This is a genomic window from Aminobacter sp. P4_H6_2, from assembly GCF_056400805.1.
In genome coordinates this window covers 10,001-26,298 of sequence record NZ_JBFUKO010000018.1, presented here as the reverse complement: position 1 = coordinate 26,298, position 16,298 = coordinate 10,001, and the positions used below count along the sequence as shown (strand labels likewise).

16 protein-coding genes are annotated in these 16,298 nt (G+C 62.8%); 10 read left to right on the top strand and 6 right to left on the bottom strand.

Annotation, left to right across the window (positions count from 1 at the left end; translation table 11 throughout):
• A partial coding sequence (locus AC1DUU_RS03100; RefSeq protein ID WP_476781945.1) for an amino acid synthesis family protein occupies positions 1-125 on the bottom strand: 125 nt, incomplete at its 3' end.
• A gap of 246 nt (positions 126-371) precedes the next feature.
• Between AC1DUU_RS03100 and AC1DUU_RS03095 the strand changes: the two genes are divergently transcribed.
• From AC1DUU_RS03095 to AC1DUU_RS03070, 6 genes are all read left to right on the top strand, one after another.
• On the top strand, positions 372-1,376 hold the full coding sequence (locus AC1DUU_RS03095; protein ID WP_476781944.1) for a BMP family lipoprotein: 1,005 nt from the start codon (positions 372-374) through the stop codon (positions 1,374-1,376).
• 141 nt (positions 1,377-1,517) lie between these two features.
• Positions 1,518-3,059, top strand: coding sequence for an ABC transporter ATP-binding protein (locus tag AC1DUU_RS03090; protein WP_476781943.1), 1,542 nt, complete (start codon positions 1,518-1,520; stop codon positions 3,057-3,059).
• Positions 3,056-4,096 (top strand): ABC transporter permease, encoded by a 1,041-nt coding sequence (locus AC1DUU_RS03085; protein ID WP_476781942.1) that lies wholly within the window; start codon positions 3,056-3,058, stop codon positions 4,094-4,096. Before AC1DUU_RS03090 ends, AC1DUU_RS03085 begins: the two co-directional genes overlap by 4 nt.
• Positions 4,084-5,058, top strand: coding sequence for an ABC transporter permease (locus AC1DUU_RS03080; RefSeq protein ID WP_476781941.1), 975 nt, complete (start codon positions 4,084-4,086; stop codon positions 5,056-5,058). The genes AC1DUU_RS03085 and AC1DUU_RS03080 overlap by 13 nt, the downstream gene beginning before the upstream one ends.
• Before the next feature lie 29 nt (positions 5,059-5,087).
• The gene (locus AC1DUU_RS03075) at positions 5,088-6,101 is read left to right on the top strand and encodes a nucleoside hydrolase (protein WP_476781940.1); all 1,014 of its coding nucleotides are present in this window, start codon (positions 5,088-5,090) and stop codon (positions 6,099-6,101) included.
• Between the two features lie 11 nt (positions 6,102-6,112).
• Positions 6,113-7,042 carry a nucleoside hydrolase gene (locus AC1DUU_RS03070; protein WP_476781939.1) on the top strand — a complete coding sequence of 310 codons (930 nt, stop codon included), beginning with the start codon at positions 6,113-6,115 and terminating at the stop codon, positions 7,040-7,042.
• Positions 7,043-7,117: 75 nt separating this feature from the next.
• On the opposite strand, the gene AC1DUU_RS03065 is transcribed toward AC1DUU_RS03070, so the two are convergent.
• Both AC1DUU_RS03065 and AC1DUU_RS03060 read right to left on the bottom strand, forming a co-directional pair.
• On the bottom strand, positions 7,118-7,921 hold the full coding sequence (locus AC1DUU_RS03065; protein WP_476781938.1) for an arginine deiminase family protein: 804 nt from the start codon (positions 7,919-7,921) through the stop codon (positions 7,118-7,120).
• Positions 7,922-7,992: 71 nt separating this feature from the next.
• The gene (locus AC1DUU_RS03060; protein ID WP_476781937.1) at positions 7,993-8,835 is read right to left on the bottom strand and encodes a helix-turn-helix domain-containing protein; all 843 of its coding nucleotides are present in this window, start codon (positions 8,833-8,835) and stop codon (positions 7,993-7,995) included.
• A 174-nt stretch (positions 8,836-9,009) separates the two neighbouring features.
• On the opposite strand from AC1DUU_RS03060, the gene AC1DUU_RS03055 reads away from it, so the two are divergent.
• Both AC1DUU_RS03055 and AC1DUU_RS03050 read left to right on the top strand, forming a co-directional pair.
• On the top strand, positions 9,010-10,260 hold the full coding sequence (locus AC1DUU_RS03055) for a cytochrome P450 (RefSeq protein ID WP_476781936.1): 1,251 nt from the start codon (positions 9,010-9,012) through the stop codon (positions 10,258-10,260).
• 16 nt (positions 10,261-10,276) lie between these two features.
• Entirely contained in the window at positions 10,277-10,597 is a 321-nt protein-coding gene (locus tag AC1DUU_RS03050; protein WP_476781935.1) for a 2Fe-2S iron-sulfur cluster-binding protein, read from the top strand.
• A gap of 6 nt (positions 10,598-10,603) precedes the next feature.
• Here AC1DUU_RS03050 and AC1DUU_RS03045 read toward each other — a convergent pair whose 3' ends face one another.
• The 3 genes from AC1DUU_RS03045 to AC1DUU_RS03035 all read right to left on the bottom strand — a co-directional run bounded on the left by AC1DUU_RS03045 (position 10,604) and on the right by AC1DUU_RS03035 (position 14,731).
• Positions 10,604-12,169, bottom strand: a complete 1,566-nt coding sequence (locus AC1DUU_RS03045; protein WP_476781934.1) for a VOC family protein — start codon at positions 12,167-12,169, stop codon at positions 10,604-10,606.
• Between the two features lie 320 nt (positions 12,170-12,489).
• The gene (gene tdh / locus AC1DUU_RS03040; protein WP_476781933.1) at positions 12,490-13,512 is read right to left on the bottom strand and encodes an L-threonine 3-dehydrogenase; all 1,023 of its coding nucleotides are present in this window, start codon (positions 13,510-13,512) and stop codon (positions 12,490-12,492) included.
• 16 nt (positions 13,513-13,528) lie between these two features.
• A complete protein-coding gene (locus AC1DUU_RS03035; RefSeq protein WP_476781932.1) occupies positions 13,529-14,731 on the bottom strand; it encodes a glycine C-acetyltransferase in 1,203 nt (400 codons plus the stop codon).
• Between the two features lie 151 nt (positions 14,732-14,882).
• Between AC1DUU_RS03035 and AC1DUU_RS03030 the strand changes: the two genes are divergently transcribed.
• Positions 14,883-15,464: a helix-turn-helix domain-containing protein gene (locus tag AC1DUU_RS03030; RefSeq protein WP_476781931.1), complete on the top strand. Its 582-nt coding sequence runs from the start codon at positions 14,883-14,885 to the stop codon at positions 15,462-15,464.
• Positions 15,465-15,734: 270 nt separating this feature from the next.
• On the top strand, positions 15,735-15,872 hold the full coding sequence (locus tag AC1DUU_RS03025) for a hypothetical protein (RefSeq protein ID WP_476781930.1): 138 nt from the start codon (positions 15,735-15,737) through the stop codon (positions 15,870-15,872).
• Positions 15,873-16,298: the final 426 nt, after the last annotated feature.

Sequence of the window (16,298 nt, the reverse complement as noted above, 5' to 3'; positions counted from 1 at the left end):
GCATAGGGATTGGCGACGACGGCAAGCACGGTGCCGCGCTTGATCGGCTCGGCTCGCACCGGCCCGCCTTCATGAAAAATCTCTTCGACCTGTACGACAAACTTTCTGACGACAACGTCCGGCATCGATGGCTCCACATTCTGGCGGGCTGAAAAACTTGTTAGAGTAGCAACAATTATCCTTCCAGCATTTTTGTCAAGCCGGATGCGTGAAACCGCCGCCGCGTCGATTGTTCACATCGATTTCGGCCGCTCGCTGAGCGATTGACAGTTTGTTGGACCACCCATAAAGTCATATGACCACCAACAAGTTTTGCGGGCGTCGAGGAAGAGCCCGACGCTTGATGCCAAGGTGTCAATTGGGGAGTTGAGATGAAAAGCGTATTCCGTAAATGCATTATCGCCGGCGCGGCTCTTGCGGCCTCGATCGGCTCGGCGGCGGCCCAGGACAAGGTGTCCGTCGCAGCGATCTCCGGCTATTTCGCGCAAGGCTTCGGCATCACGATCGTCGACGGTCTCAACAAGGCCAAGACCGATTTTGGCATCGACATGAAGCTGGTCGACACCGGCAACCGCGCGCTCGACTATGAAGAGCAGTTCGCAAACCTTGCCAAGGGCGGCCAGTACGACCTGATCTTCGTCATGGGCTGGGAACTGGTCGACGCGCTGACCAAGGCGAGCGAAGCCTATCCGAACCAGCGTTTCGTCTTCATCGACGGCGTGCTCGATTCAGACAAGATCATCTATGCCAACTTCGCCGAGGAGCAGGGCTCCTTCGTTGCTGGCGCGCTTGCCGGCATGATCGAAAACCAGGGCAGCGGCTTCGACAAGATCGGTGACGGCAAGGCCATCGGCTTTGTCGGCGGCCGCGACATTCCCGTCATCCGCAACTTCCTCGGCGGCTATGAGGAGGGCTCGAAATACGCAGCCCCCGACGTCAAGGTGAACCCGGTTTTCGCCGGCACTTTCGATGATCCGGCAAAGGGCAGCGAGCTCGCGCTGGCGCTCTACGGCCAGGGTGCAGACATCGTCTACAATGTCGCTGGCCCGACGGGCGAAGGCGTCATGCAGGCGAGTGCTGCCGCCGACAAATACTCGATCGGCGTCGATATCGACATGTGCGGCTCGGCTCCGGGCAACGTGCTGGCCTCGATGCTGAAGCGCGGCGACATCGCCGTCTACTCGCTGATCAAGGACGAGGTCGAAGGCCGCAAGATCACGCCGGGCACCCGCACGTTCGACCTCGCCGCAGGTGGCGTCGAAGTGAAGATCTGCGACGACATCGCGCCGTCCATTCCAGCCGACGTGACGGCCAAGCTTGACGAGATCAAGAAGGGCATCGCTGACGGATCGATCAAGGTCACACGGCACAAGTAAGATGCTGGCCTTTCTCCGCGAGCCGCCCCCACGGCTCGCGGAACCATTTCCCCCAAGACTAGGTAGAGACGTATCGGTTCCGTCTGTCGGGACGGGTACGTCTGAAGCTGCGAGGCTCTCGTGTCGACCACGTCGCCAGCCATGACGGCACAAACCGCCGTCGAATTGATCGGCATCACCAAGCGTTTCGGCGCCTTCGTTGCCAATGAGGATGTCAATCTCACCGTCAAGCGCGGCGAGATACACGCCATCATCGGTGAAAACGGCGCCGGCAAGACGACGCTGATGAACATCCTGTTCGGGCTGTTGCAGCCCGACGAAGGCAAGATCCGCCTGAATGGCGAGGATACGGTGGTCGGCGATCCCGCCACCGCGATCACCGCGGGCCTCGGCATGGTGCACCAGCACTTCAAGCTGGTGCCGTCGCTGTCGGTTGCCGACAACGTTTTCCTTGGCATGGAAATCCGCCCCAACGGCCTGATCGACCACAAAGCCCAGGTCGAAAAGACCCGCGAGCTGTCTGAGCGCTTCGGTCTCAAGGTCGAGCCGACCGAGCGCGTGTCTCTGCTGTCGGTAGGCATCGAGCAGCGTATCGAAATCCTGAAAGTGCTGGCGCGCGGCGCCCGCACCATCATTCTCGATGAGCCGACAGCGGTGCTGACGCCGCAGGAAAGCCGCGAGCTGTTCCAGACGCTGCGCGGATTCGTTGCCGACGGCATGACCGTCATCTTCATCTCGCATCATCTTGAAGAGGTGATGGAGGTTTCAGACACCGTGACAGTGCTGCGCCATGGCAAACATGTCGCAACGCGGCCGACGTCTGAGCTGACCAAGGCCGACATGGTGCGCATGATGGTTGGTCGCGACGTCAGCTTCGACCGCCGCCCGCGCGAAAAGTCGGACGGCAAGGTCGTGCTCGACGTCAACAATCTGTGGGCGCGCGACGATCGCCGCCTGCCAGCACTTCGCGACGCCAGCTTCACCGTCCGCGCCGGCGAGATCGTCGGCATAGCCGGTGTCGCCGGCAACGGTCAGACCGAGCTTGCCGAAGTGCTGTCTGGCCTGCGTCCGGCAAGCCACGGTTCGGCGATGCTCAAGGGCCACGATCTGACCACGCTTTCGACGTCTGCGATCCGCGAGGCCGGTCTCGCCCACGTGCCGGGCGACCGGCTGGTGCGTGGCGTCGACGGCAGTGCCTCGATCTCCTCCAATCTCCTGATGGGCCGGCAAAACAAGGCGCCGTGGAGCCGCAACGGCGTCATTGACTGGCGGGCCGCGGCCWACCAGGCCGTCGAGATGATCAAGCGTTTCGATATTCGCGCCCGTGGCCCCGAAGACACCGTCAAGCGGCTGTCGGGTGGCAACATCCAGAAGGTCGTTCTGGCGCGCGAATTCACCAATGAGGCGGACTTCCTGCTGATCGATCAGCCGACGCGCGGTGTCGACATCGGTGCGCAGGAATCCATTCACGACGAGATCATGCGCCAGCGTGCCACCGGCCGCGCCGTGCTCGTCATTTCGGTGCAGCTCGACGAACTGCTCACTCTGGCCGACCGCATCCTGGTGATGTTCAACGGTCGGATCATGGGCGAGGTCGACGGCGATAGCGCCGACAGCGAAAGGATCGGCATGATGATGGCAGGTCTCGAACCCGGCAATGCTTCGGACGAGGTGGTCTCGTGAACGACAAATTACGTGCATTCTCCGGCCAGATCGTCGCCGTCCTGATCGCACTCGCCATGGGTGCCGTGATCATCATGCTGATCGACGAAAGCCCCATCAAGGTGTTCATGACCTTGATGCGCGGTGCCTTCGGCGACCAGGCCAAGATCGCCGGCACCTTGTTGYAGACCACGCCTATCCTGATCTGCGGCATCGCCGCCTGCATCGGCTTGCGCGGCGGCATGTTCAATGTCGGCATCGAGGGCCAACTCTTCCTCGGCGGCTTTGCTGCTGCCTGGGTCGGCTTCGCCATGCCGCTGCCGCCTGGCTTGCATGTGGTGGTCGCCATGACGGTTGCCGTGATCGCGGGCGCTGCCTGGGTTTCGATCCCCGCCTTCTTCAGGACTCGATACGGCACAAACGAGGTCGTCTCGACGATCCTGTCCAACTACGTCGCGGTCCTGCTGACCTCCTATTTGACCATCTTCCTTTTCAAGCGTCCCGGCGGCTGGTCGGAAACACCGCCGATTCTTGCGACCGCCTATCTGCCAGAGCTGTTTTCCTTCTCGCGGTTGAACTGGGGCCTGATCATCGGTCTGGCGCTCGCCTTCTTCGTTGCCTGGTTCTTCCGCTCCACGGCCAAGGGCTACTCGATCTCGATGGTCGGCTCGGCGCCGAAATTCGCCGAATATGGCGGCATCGACGTCAAGCGTCAGGGTTTTCTGGTGCTGCTGGCATCGGGTGCGGTTGGCGGCCTTGCCGGCGGCATCGAAACGCTCGGCGTGCATCACCRCTTCATGGAAGGTTTCGCGCCTGGCTTCGGCTTCGACGGCCTTATCGCGGCCCTTCTCGCCAATGGGTCGCCGATCGGCACCATCGTCACGGCGCTGTTCTTCGGCGCTCTGCGCAACGGTTCGCTGCTGCTGGAGACCGATACCAACGCTTCGCGCGAAATCATCACCGTGATCCAGGCGCTGATTATCCTGAGCGTCTCGGCGCAGGTCCTGATGAAGCGTCGCGGCGATAGCACGGCAGGAGAGCGCCGATGGAAATTCTAAGCCTTTTCAACGTCGCGCTGCTCGTCGCAACGCTGCGGATGACAGCACCCATCCTGCTTGTCGCACTCGGCGGCTCGTTCACCACCAAGGCCGGCATCTTCAACATCGGCCTTGAAGGCCAGATGCTGGTCGGCGCCTTCTTCGCCGTGCTCGGTTCGATCTGGTCGGGCTCGGCACTGGTTGGCGTCGCCTGCGGTGTGGCAGCCGCACTGGTCTTCGCGCTCGCTTTCGCCGTGTTGGTCGTCAGCTTCCGGGCCAATGAAGTGGTGGTGGGCTTGGCGCTCAACATCCTGGCCGGCGGCATGACCATTTCGCTGATGAAGGCGATCTTCGGCACCCGCGGCTCGATTGTCGGCAAGGGCATCGTCGGACTGCCTAAGGTGCAGATCCCCGGTGCCAAAGATCTGCTGGGTTCGTGGGCGCCGCTGATCAACGGCTTCACGCCGATGGTCTATGTCGCCTTCATCGCCGTGCCGCTGCTGGTGCTGTTTTACAAGCGCACGCGCCTTGGCCTCTACATCCGCGTCGTCGGCGAAAAGCCCGAAGCGGCGGAAGCGCTCGGCATTTCGATCACCCGTGTTCGCTACATCGCCTCGCTGCTGTGCGGCCTGCTTGCCGGCCTTGCCGGTGCGCACCTGTCGCTTGGCTACATCACCATGTTCACCGAAAACATGTCGTCGGGTCGTGGCTTCATGGCGGTCGCCATCCTGATCTTCTCCAATGGCAGCCCGTTGAAGGTGCTGGCGGGTTGTCTGCTGTTTGGCTTCGCCGATGCGTTCTCGCTCAGGCTCCAGACCTTCGGCTTCCCGTCCTACCTAGTCCTGGCGGTGCCTTATCTGGTGGCGCTGACGGCACTGTTTGCCCTGTCTTACCGCAGCCGTCCGAAGATCATCCGCGAGACCCTGGAGAGCATGCGCAAGCTGCTTTCGGTCGACAACAAGCCGGCCGAGTCCGGCAAATAACCTCTCACGCTGAAGGGCTGTACCAAGGAATGGAACGTATAATTCTCGACGTGGATTCGGCCGGAGATGACATTCTCGCCGTGCTGTTTGCCGCGGCCAACCCCAACATCAAGCTGGAAGCCGTGACCGCCTGCACCGGTGCGGCTGGTCCCATCGAGCAGGTCACCAATGTCGTGCTCAACACGCTGTCGCTCGCCGGCCGCGACGACATTCCGGTCTATGCCGGCGCCTGGCGTCCGATCGTCGGCCACTCCAAGGCCGACATGGAAGCGCCGGTGCATTTCGAAAGGCGCCTGACCGCACGGTTCGGCGATCGCCTCAAGCAGTTCAACCCGCCGGCTCCCACGCCCAAGCGTGCGGCGACGCCGGGTCACGCCGTCGACTTCATCATCAACACGGTGATGTCCAATCCAGGCGAGATCACGCTTGTCACCACCGGCCCGCTGACCAATGCCGCGATGGCGCTGCTGCAGGAGCCCAGGCTGACCACGGCGCTGAAGCGCCTGATCGTTCTGGGTGGCACCTTCACCACGCCCGGCAACATCACGCCGGTGACGGAGTACAACATCTGGGCCGACCCGGAGGCCTCGCGCATCGTGCTCAATGCCGATGTAGACAAGATCCTGGTGCCGCTCGATATCTGCGAGGACAACCGCGTCGCAACCTCCATGCTGACGCGTGACGATATCGCCGACATGCAGGCGACAGCCAAGAACAACCCGGTGCTCGACCTGATCGCCGAGGTGTTCCCGATCTACATCGACATCTGGCGCGAGTTCTTCGGCCTCGTCGGCTTCCCGCTCGACGACGTCATTACCGTGGCACTCGCCTTCGATCCGGAACTCGCCACGCTGACCGAGCCGCTGTTCGTCGACGTGCTGCTCGACGGGCGCGTGGCGCGCGGCCAGACGGTTGCCTATCGCGGCTTCCAGATCCTGCCTGGCGGCGGACCCAAGACCACCCGCATCGGCACCGACCTCGAAGGCCGCCGCTTCCTCGAAATGTTCAAGAAAACCATCGCGCGCTACGAGCGGGCAGCGTGAGGGACGAAATCATGTCAGCTACACCCATCCTCTTCGACTGCGATCCCGGCCACGACGACGCCATTGCGCTTGTGATGGCGCATCGTTCGCCTGATATCGAACTGCTCGGCGTGACCACCACCTGTGGCAACTCCGAACTCGAAAAGACGACGACCAACGCGCTGCGCATCCTGGAATATATCGGCGCCGGCGACGTGCCGGTCGCAGCCGGCTGCCATCGCCCGCTGGCGCGCCCGCTTGTGCTTGGCACAGCCGACGGTCCGAGCGGCCTCGAAGGCTCGCCCTATCTGCCGCAGGCAACCATCAAGCCGGTCGATCAGCACGCCGTCGACTTCCTCGCCGAAAAGCTGCTTGCTTCAGCCGAGCCGATCCTGGTGGTCGCCACCGGCCCGCTCAGCAATATCGGCCTCTTGATCCTCAAGCACCCCGAGGTGCTGCCTAAGATCAAGGAACTGATCTGGATGGGCGGCGTGTTCTACCGCAAGAGCGAGATCATCACGCCGACCGAATTCAACGCCTTCTGCGATCCCGAAGCGCTGCGCATCGTTCTCGATTCAGGCGTGCCGATCACCATGGTCGGGCTCGACGTGACGATGCAGGTTCTGGTCGAGGCGCCGCAATATGCGGAGCTTGCCACGATCGACACGCCGCTCGGCAAGCTCGTCAACGACTGGCTGCTGTATTACGAGAAGCTGCACCGCAATTCGATGGGTGTCGGCGGAGCCATGCACGATCCGTTGGTGCTGGCGCTGGCGATCGACCCGACGCTGGTCAAGACCCGCCCGGCCCATATCGGTGTCGACCTCTCGGGTACATTTACCTTCGGCGCCACGGTCGCCGACTTCTGGGGCGAAAGCGGCGAAAAAGACAACGCCAAGATCGCCTATGAGGTCGATGCCGATCGCTTCTTCAAGCTGATGTTCGATCTCCTCAGGGATTGAACGTCGCTCATGAAGTGACGTCGAAGGAGGGCGGCGGACATTCCTGGCCCGCGCCGCCGCCCAAACTTTTGATCGCTAGCGCTGGCCGCGATGCCAGCGCAGCGACATGCAGGACAGGCCGGCGTCGATCTTGCCGATCTCGGTGGTCTTGAGCGCAACCACCTTGTAGCCGAGTTTGTCGAGCATCTCGATGGTCCTGGGGTAGTCGGCGCCGACCATGACCACGTCGTTAACGCGCAGCGCGTTGGCGGCAGGTTCCTCGCCTTCAGGGATGAGCACTTCGCGAAAACCCTTGAACACGCCCGAGCGCGCGAGGCGTTTTGTCGACAGCATGGTCTCGCTGTCGAGCAGCGAACAATCGCTCTTGAAATGCAGCACGCCCTCGGGTGTCTGCACGATCTCGCCCTTGCGGCCGAGCCTGGCGAGGCTTGCGATCAGCCCTTCGGCGCCAGCACGGTCGGTGCGGGCCGACAGTCCGATCATCACGCTTTTCGGTGTCGTCAGCACGTCGCCGCCATCGGCGAAGCCGCGCGCGGGCAGGTCGACAACGGTCTCGAACATTTTTCTCAGCGTCGGTGCGATCTCAGGCGTTTCGTTGACGCGGGTCTCGGCTCCCGGACGGAGCAGGACAGCCCCCTCGGGGAAGACCAGGGCGGGATCTTCGACAAAGATCGAATCCGGAAAACTTTCGAGTGCCGGCAGCACTGTCACCTCGACGCCGGCAGCCCGCAGCGCCGCGATGTAGGCAGTGTGCTCGGCCTTCACGCCGTCGAAGGTCGGGTTGCCGCGATCGTCGGCGCGCAAGCCGTTGACCACCGACCGTGCCGGTTCGCGCACGATGGCCGCGTTGAACTCATAGACCGCTGGCTTGGATGTCATGTCGCTGTGCTCGATTTCGGGGGCAGATGCCTCAACGTGCCCGAATTGGCGGAGCCTGTCGACGGGGACCGCTATTGCCCCTGTGCGCGCCGAAACTCGCTCGGCGACTGGCCGGCGATGCGGCGGAAATCGCGGCTGAAATGATAGGGGTCGGCATAACCGCAGGCGAGCGCCACGGCTGATATCTTGGCATCCGACTCCGTCACAAGCCGCTTGGCAAGGTTCATGCGCTCGTGGCGGATCCAGTCCATTGGCGTCGTGGCGGTCTTTTCCTTGAACTGCCGGTGCAACTGCGAGGCGCTGAGGTTGGAGATTGCGGCCAGTTCCTCGATCTGCCAGTTGCGGGCGATATTGGCGCGCACCTCGCGCATGACGCGCAACACGCGCTCGCCCCGGTCCTCGGAGCTGTCTTGTTCGCCGCGTTCGGCGACGAGCAATTCGACAAGCTGGGCGACGACAGCGCTTGAAACGGCGTCGGTCATCTGTCCGCGCCGGGCGAGGTTGTCGATGGCCCGCTCGAAGGCGACATTGCCTTCGCCTGATGTGGCGAACAGCGGATTGGTGGCGACGCGCAGGAACGAGAAGACCGCGTCGAGCCCATGGCCCTCGATGCTCATCCAGAGATAGTGCCAATGGTCCGCGTCGGGATGGCAGCCATGGGCATATGGCAGCGACGTGTCGAGCCAGGCGATGGTCTGTGGTTCGGCTGYGACCCTGCTGCCGCCGACCTCGATCAGGCCGAGACCCGACAGCGTGTAGATCAGCGTATGGTGGTGGAACCGCCGGGTGACGAAACCGTCGCGATGGGAAAAGCGCGTGCGGCCCGCGACCAGGATCTTGTAGGGATAAGCGTCCGCATGCCGGCCCGGTGTGTGGAAAAAGATTTCGCTGCTTTTGTCGGTTGGCGTGGTCATTTTTGCGCAGGTATCGCTTTCAAACGGCTTGCCCTGTTGTATCGGGTCAAAAACTGCGATGCGAGTTTTATCCAGCAATGTGCGAGTGGCATGCATTCAATTTGCCGCCTTTGCCGTTAGGCTGAACGCAGCCGGCCGTTTTTGCTGCCGGCAATCCATTGATTGGAGCGTTGGATGACCGCTAACCCGTTGGCAAGCGTGCATGGTCAGGCTTTCGAGCCGTTGTCCGCCACCTTCGCCCAGAACCCATACCCGGCCTATGCGGCGCTGCGCGACAAGGGCACGCCCCAGTTCTTCGCCGATTTCGACATGTGGCTGGTGACGCGCTTTGACGATGTCGCGGCCATCGCCCGCGATATCTCGATGGTGCGCTCGCCCGAGTTCTTCATGTCCGAAGCAGAGATCACCGAGCAGAAGCGCCTGCAGAACTGGCTAGACATGCCACATCATCAGCGCTTCGTGCAGTTTTCGATGCTCGACAGCGACGGCGAGGTGCATGACCGGCTGCGCAAGCAGGTGTTTCGCGAGTTCACGCCTGTTTTCATCGCCCGCCAGCGCGGCATGATCCAGAGCTTCGTCGATGGTCTCGTCGACAGCTTGATCGACAAGGGCGAGATCGATTTCGTCGAAGAGCTTGCCGCCCAGGTGCCCGGCCACATCATCGGCCGCGTGCTTCGCGTGCCTGACGAGGACTGTCCGCAGCTGCGCGTCTGGTCGGAACGGGTTGTCCAGTTTTTCGACATTGACCGCTCCGACGAGCGCAAGGCACTGGCCGAGCAGGCGACGACCGAGTTCTACCACTACCTGCTCAAGCTGATGGCCGAGCGTCGCAAGGCCCCGCAGGAAGACCTCATCACCCGACTGATGGCGGCGCAGGATGCCGGCGCGCTCAACGAGGACGAGCTGGTCTCGACCTGCATGCTGATCCTGATGGCCGGGCACGGCTCGACAATCGATGTGTTGGGCTCCGGCATGCATGCGCTGCTGCGCTTTCCCGAGCAGATGGCGCGGCTGAAGGCCGACCCCGGCCTGATCCACACCGCGATCCAGGAGATGTTCCGCTTCGAGTCGCCGCTGCCCTTCTTCCATCGCTACGCGACAATGGACGCTGTGGTTGGCGGCCAGAATTTTGCTCGTGGTACCAAGTTTGGCCTGCTCTATGGCGCAGCCAACCGCGATCCTGCGCAATTCGAGAACCCCGACACCTTCGACGTCGGCCGCAACCCGAACCGGCATCTCGCCTTTGGCGGCGGCGCGCATTTCTGCCTCGGCAACCATCTGGCGCGGCTCGACATGGAGGTGATCTTCACCACGTTGCTCAAGCGCCTGTCGTCGATCTCGCTTGTCGACGCCGAACCGCAATACAAGCGCGGCCTGTCCGTGCGCGGCCCCAAGGTGCTGCGCCTGGCGCTGACGCCTGCCTGATCCTGGAGATTTCCTGATGTACCGCGTAACCTTCATCGATGCCGACGGCCAGGCGACAGAACTCACCGCCCAGCAGGGGCAAAGCGTCATGTCGGTGGCGGTGGCCAACGGCATCGACCAGATCCTCGCCGAATGCGGCGGCTCCTGCGCCTGCGGCACCTGCCATTGCTATGTCGACGACGCCTGGACCGATCGCCTTTCGCCGCCCGATGATTCCGAGCAGGGCATGATCGAGTGCCTGATGAACCCGACCGAGCGCAGCCGCCTGAGCTGCCAGCTCAAGATGTCGGAGGCGCTTGATGGGTTGGTGGTGCACCTGCCGCGCGAGCAGTATTGAGACACCTCAAGCCGTTGGCGTGACCCGCGCCGCGATCCACGCGCCAACGATCTCGACATCGCCTGTGTCGAACCCATGGCCCGAAGATATGGTCCGGGCGTCGACTTGGGCGCCGGCGTCGCGCAAGAGCCCGGCGAGGTCGGGGCCAAAATTGCTGAACACGTCGACGTCGCCGGCAACGACCAGCGCATCGACATCGGACAGATCGGCTGCGGGTGGCTGTTCGAGCACCATCGCCGCGCGCAGCAGGGCCGCGCGGCGGATCAGATGCGGGTGCAAAAGCATCGTTGCCGCCAGCATGTTTGCGCCGTTGGAATGGCCGACGAAGAACAGCTTTTCCGGATCGAGCCGATAGGCTTCGACGGCACCCTCGATGAAGGCTGCCAGTGCTTCGGCCTCGGACTTGATGTCGGCCTGGTCGAACTTGTTGGCCGAAATGCGACGGAACCAGCGCGGCGTGYCTTCGTCGGTGGCGCGGCCACGCAAGGCCAGCAGCGTAGCATTCGGCGCCGCCTTGGCCGCGAACGGCAACAAGCTGGTCTCGTTGCCGCCCGAACCATGCAGCAAGACCACCACGCTGCCGTCGGCATTTTCCGGCGTGTAGAAACGGTGGACGAAGGGCAGGTCGCGATAGATCACGCGCTCTTCGCCGGGCCAGGAGAATTGCGGCAGCATAGTCCGCAACTCGTCGATCTTGTCGGACCTGTCAGGCGGCACGAACAGGTGCGTGCCGAGCTCGCTGACGGGTTCGTCGACCGCCATGCCGGGGCCATCGGTCGCCAGCTCGAACAGGGTGCCGCCGGGCTCACGCACATAAAGCGAGTAGAAATATTTGCGGTCGTGGACATTGGTGATGGTCGAATTGGAGGATGCGAGTTCGCCATGCACCCGCTCGACCTCGTCGGTGTCCTTGGCGCGGAAGGCGATGTGGTCGATGGTGCCGGTACCCGGCGCGCTGGTCCAGAAACCCTTGGCGTCCCTGATGTCGATGATGTCGCCGGTATCCGAGACGAGGCGTCGGATGAACTCGCTGCCTTGCGCCGGCCGGTAGCCGAAATGGCGCACAAGGAAGCTTCCGGTGAGTTCGGGCACTTCGCTGAGGATAGTCGCGCCGCGAATGCGGCGGATCGCCTGCTCTGCCGGCACGTCGCTGCCATCCCAAGTGGCGGGCGCTGGAAAACCACTGACGCCGACGAGCTTGACGATGACGCCGTCGGGGTCCTTGAGCCGCAAGGTCGGTTCGCCCATCTCCTCTGAAGGGCCCGATATCTCGATGTGATGAGACAGTGCCCGCGTCAGCCAGAAACCGAAGCTCGATGGCTCGATGGCGAGCGAAATCTCGCTTGGCTGGCCATGGCCGACACACCCTCGGGCGCCGTCTTCCCAGACAAGGAAGGTGATCAGCGTGCCCGGGTTGGCGGCACCGTCGCCATAGAACAGATGGAGCTGCGTGGCGTCTTCATAGCCGCCGGTCTGCTTGACCAGGCGCAAGCCGAGGAAGCCGACATAAAAATCGACATTGGCCTGCACCTTGCGGGTGATGAGCGTGACGTGGTGGATTCCGGCGCCCATGACGCACTCCCGGTCGATTTGCTTTAGTCCGACATTCCATCAGGCGGGCAAGGCACGCAACCGATGTTCTGTAAGATCGCGTGCATCTGTCGTGCGCCTGACACAGGCCTTGGATAAATGCGGCGCATAGCATTTTTGCCGCCGCCTTGTTGCACGTGATTTTTAGCTGAGACCGGATTTTGGAGCGCCGCAATCAGTCAGCGGCGTGAGGACCATACTKCCCATGTTTCGCGCGGCCGGCGACCGCGCACCATCCGCCGCAAACAAAAAGGCCGCGCTTTCGGCGCGGCCTTCATTGTCGGTGCGCCGAGGCTACAAGCCTACCACTCCAAAACGATCTTACCTGCTTCGCCATTGGCGGCGTTGTGGAAGGCGGCCTGGTAGTCGTCGGCCTTCATGCGGCTGGTGATGACCTTGCGGATATCGAGACCGCTTTCCAGCATCGCCAGCATCTTGTGCCAGGTCTCGAACATCTCGCGGCCATAGATGCCCTTGAGCGTGATCATCTTGAACACGATCTTGGCGAGGTCGATGGGGAAGGGCTTGGCCGGCACGCCGAGTAGCGCGATGCGGCCGCCCATCAACGTGTGCTCGATCAGCTGGTCGAAGGCGGCCGGCGAGCCGCTCATCTCGAAGCCGACGTCGAAGCCTTCGCGCATGCCGAGCCGGGCCATGGCGTCGCGCAGATCTTCCTGGGCGACGTTAACCGGGGTGACGTCAGCCACCTGGGTCGCGAGTTCGAGCCGCTTGGGATTGACGTCGGTGATGACGACATGGCGGGCGCCGCAATGGCGTGCGACGGCTGCGCCCATGATGCCGATGGGGCCGGCACCGGTGATCAAGACATCTTCGCCGGCGACGTCGAAGGACAGTGCCGTGTGCACGGCGTTGCCAAGCGGATCGAGGATGGCACCGAGCTCGTCGTCGATCGAATCGGGCAGCGGCACGACGTTGAAGGCCGGGATGCGGACATATTCGGCAAAGGCGCCGGGCAGGTTGACGCCGATACCCTGGGTTTCCGGATCAAGATGGTAGCGGCCGGCGCGGCTGGCGCGGCTGCGCATGCCGATGACGTGGCCTTCGCCCGAAACGCGCTGGCCGACCTTGAAGCCGCGCACATGCGAGCCAAGCTCGACGATCTCGCCGGCATATTCATGACCGGTGATCATCGACACCGGCACGGTTCTCGCCGCCCATTCGTCCCAGTTGTAGATATGGATGTCGGTGCCGCAGATGCCTGTCTTGTTGACCTTGATCAGCACGTCATCCGGCCCGGCCTCGGGCACGGGGCGTTCTTCCATCCAGATACCGGGCTCGGCCTTGGCCTTGACGAGTGCGCGCATGGGAAACTCCTGATTGTCAGATGATGCCGAGCGTCTTGCCGGCATCAGTAAAGGCGTCGATGGCAAGGGTGATATCGGCGTCGTCGAGTGCTGCCGACATCTGGGTGCGGATGCGCGCCTTGCCTTGCGGGACGACCGGATAGAAGAAGCCGGCGACATAGATGCCGCGCTCGTCGAGCGCCTTGGCCATGCGCTGGGCAAGGACCGCATCGCCCAGCATCACCGGGATGATCGGCGTCTCGCCCGGCAGAAGCGTAAAACCGGCCGCCGACATGCCTTGGCGGAAACGCGTCGTGTGGCCGGCAAGCTTGGCGCGCAGGTCATCGGCCTCGCGGGCGATCTCGATGGCTTTGAGCGAACCGGCGGCGATCGCCGGTGCCAGCGAGTTGGAGAACAGATATGGCCGCGCGCGCTGGCGCAAAAGGTCGATGATCGGTTGTGCGGCGGCGATGAAACCACCCATCGCGCCGCCCAGTGTCTTGCCGAAGGTGCCGGTAACGATGTCGACACGGTCGCCGGCGCCTGTCAGGGCAGGCGTGCCGCGACCCTTTTCGCCGAGATGGCCGGTGGCGTGGCAATCGTCGACCGCAACGATGGCGCCGAAACGGTCGGCGAGTTCGCAAATGTCCTTCAGCTTGGCGACATGGCCGTCCATCGAAAACACGCCGTCGGTGACGATCAGCTTGAAGCCCTTGCCCTCGGTGTCCGCCTTCTTGAGCTGGGCTTCGAGATCGTTCATGTCGCCCTGGGCGTAGCGGTAGCGCCGCGCCTTGCTGAGACGAACGCCGTCGATGATCGACGCGTGGTTCAGGCTGTCGGAGATGATCGCATCGTCGGGGCCGAGCAGGGTTTCAAACAAGCCGCCATTGGCGTCGAAGCAGGCGGCAAACAGGATCGCGTCGTCCTTGCCGAGATAGTCTGCGATGGCGTGTTCGAGTTCGCGGTGCAGGTCCTGGGTGCCGCAGATGAAGCGCACCGAGGCCATGCCGAAGCCGTAGTCGTCGAGCGCCTTCTTGGCCGCATCGCGGATCGCAGCATTGTCGGCGAGGCCGAGATAGTTGTTGGCGCAGAGATTGACCATCTGGCGTTCGCCGGCCGGACCCTTCACCTTGATGCGGCCCGACTGCGGGCCGGTGATTTCACGCTCGCGCTTGTACAGGCCGTCGGCCTCGATACCCTGGAGAACGCTTGATATGTGGGAAAGGAAATCTTGGCTCATGGTCTCGCCGTTCCGTTAAGGTGGAAATTCCGGTATATCGGATATTGCGTCAAGTCTAGTGGAATTGACTTGTGCCAGTGGGCCCAGCCGCAAATGCCTCGCAGTACGGCCGGCGCGGTGCTATCAGTGAGCCGGCTTTGGGGGAGGCGACATGGAACTGAATGACGCGCCGAAGATCGGCCCGGTGATCCAGAAGGAACGCAAGGAGCGCCACCTGACGCTCGACCGCCTTGCGGCGATTTCTGGCGTTTCGCGCTCCATGCTGTCGCAGATCGAACGTGGCGAGGCCAACCCGACCTTCGCCGTGCTGTGGTCGCTGACCCAGGCGCTCGGCATCGACTTCGCCCAGCTGATCGCTGGCGGGATACCCCATCAGAAGAAGGCGGACACGATCGACCTTGTGAGCCTGGCGCTGMCGCCGGAGATCAAGAGCCCGGAAGGCGCCTGGCGGCTGCGCATCTTGAGCCCGCCGGCGCTGGCTGGCCGGGTCGAGTGGTATGAGCTCGAGATCGCGCCCGGCTGCAAGCTGCAGAGCGCTCCGCACGCGCCAGGCACCTTCGAGCACCTGACCGCCCATACCGATGGCCTTTGGGTGGAAACCGAGCATGGGCGTCAGGCGCTCAAGACCGGAGAAACCGCGCGATATCGCGCCGATGTCGGCCACGAGATCACCAATTCAGGCGAGAAACTGGCCAAGGCGCTGATGGTGGTGTTTTACGAACAGGACGCCTGAACAGATCAGCCGGGCATAGGCTTGCGGCTCGTGGAGCGAGCGGTGGGCCTGGCGGTTCGCCCTGGCAATGTCGGCGATGGGGCCACGCGGACTTTGAGCGAAAAAAACGATCCCATATGAGCGCCCCGCCACCGAATGCCCGCGCATCTATATAGAAGCGCCCGGCATGGCGAAGGCATCATCCACTGCGCCGACTCGAAGCCGGTATGTAGAGTGTCTGCTCCCGCTCTTATTATAGAGAGCCACCAGGCGGTGGCGGCGCCCCGGCTGGTGGCCGAGATCAGCATCAGGCGCCACGTGCTGACTCACCGTATCAATAAGGCGGTCAATATCCTCGTCCTCGATAGATCCGGTGCTGAAGCCATCTTCGGCGCGCTGGCCACTGCGCAAGGCACGATGACAGCCTGACCGTTGGCAACGCCATCTACCTATATAGTGCGAGACGTTTTTCTCCGGCCCAGTGGCCGCATGCATGCCGACCCATTGCTCCCTTCCGCTCGAAGATGGAGCGGCTCCTTTCTGTGGTCTCGCCGCGCAGGTCCGCTAACGCGCGAAAAGCGCAATCAAGGTGTCCTGCAATGTCGGCTCGATTGAGGCTCGTGAAGCCTGCGATCTGGCAGTTCCCGCACCGGCCAACTGGCGACCGTGACAACACCGACGCCGGCGGCAGCGGTTTCACGTGAATCGGTCCTGAATCATTTTTGCCGGTCGATTTCGGTCGTGGCCGCCTGCCTTTGTTCGTCCGATTCCTGTTGTTTTGGCTTGGTTTCGCGTTTGGCGCGTCATTGTGGCTTTGATTTTCGCGTTGAGATTGAATGGGTTGGGTTGGATTGG